The sequence below is a fragment of the Flavobacterium sp. genome, assembly GCF_023151265.1.
Classification (GTDB): domain Bacteria; phylum Bacteroidota; class Bacteroidia; order Flavobacteriales; family Flavobacteriaceae; genus Flavobacterium.
Map to the genome: position 1 here is coordinate 1 of NZ_JAKLJH010000169.1, position 1298 is coordinate 1298.

At 30.8% G+C, this 1298-nt stretch carries 1 protein-coding gene; it reads right to left on the reverse strand.

Annotation, left to right across the window (positions count from 1 at the left end; translation table 11 throughout):
• Positions 1 to 42: 42 nt before the first annotated feature.
• A complete protein-coding gene (locus L6Q46_RS12655) occupies positions 43 to 948 on the reverse strand; it encodes a GLPGLI family protein (protein ID WP_111567334.1) in 906 nt (301 codons plus the stop codon).
• Between the last annotated feature and the right edge of the window lie 350 nt (positions 949 to 1298).

Here is a 1298-nt window from a genome sequence, read left to right on the forward strand (position 1 = left end):
ATAAGGATAAAAAATATTTTTTTCATGTTTGATTTTTGAAAATTAACGTCCGCCTCCCATTCTAAATCCACCACGTTGACCGCCTGGACCTGAATTCATTTCGCGCATTTCTTCCATTTTCTTTTTAACAGTTTCGTCAAATTCTTTTTGGGTAACCACTTTCCCTTTTGAAACAGGTTTAATTTCAACCTTATCTTTAGAATTTAAAACTATTTTAGAACATAAAATTACAGTTTTGCCATCGTTAACTTCTAAGATTAAACCAGGTAATCCCCAATAATTTTCTGGACCTTGATTTATAGGGATTTCTGGGCAATACCAAGCGGTAATCGTATTTTCTTTTGGCATTTCCCAATCGTCTGTGAAATTGGTTTTTTTAGCTTTTGCAGTATCTTTTACTGTTTCTGCTTTTTTATCGCCTTCTTTTGCATTGTTGTTTCTAAATCTAAAATTTCTAAAATCAGACTCGCTTACTTTAACAACCGCTGTGGCTTTAAAACAAGTATAGTTACCAATTTGTTTTGATTCGCCTTCTAATTTCCAATCATATTTTGGCAACGAATCTTTTATTAAAAACTCCTTCCCAAAAAACTCTTTATCAACAACATATTGCTTTTCTTTTGCATTTTTATAAAAGGTGCCACCACCACCCATCATAGACATCATCATTCTTCCACCACCTTGCTGTCCTGGTGCATCTAATTTTTCTTCTTCTTTGTAAATAGAAGCTGATTTATCGAAATTTAAAATAAACGTTTTCTCAAACATTTTTTTCATTCGTTCTTCAATTTGTTTTTGCATTTCGGGAGTAATCTCACGGTTTCCACCCATTCCTTTCATAAAATCGGCTGTACTGGTTTTAGATTCATAAACCGCCATTCCTTGGAAATTCTGAGCATTTAGTAACCCAGAAATCATTAAAATCGAAGCAATAATAATTTTTTTCATTCTTTTCAGATGTTATAGATGTATATATAGACTATCAATAGTGCATTTTGTTACACAATTTAACTGCTATTTTTGTGTTAAAGTAGTATATTAGACCCTGATTTTCAGAAATAGTTTAACAATGTCATTAAAAAAAACACTATTTATAACCTTTATAAGTTTATGTCACTTTTCTGTAAGTAGTCAGGAAATTATCCCTGTCACAAAATTAGAAACTGCAAAAATAGAATGTGATGCATTTTTAGGTTTTGATAATCAAATAAATAGCTACAGTATCAAGAACAATATCTTAATCAAAAATAGCGAATCTAAAACCTTTCAATACAACAATTTAGGCTTAGGAAAAATTA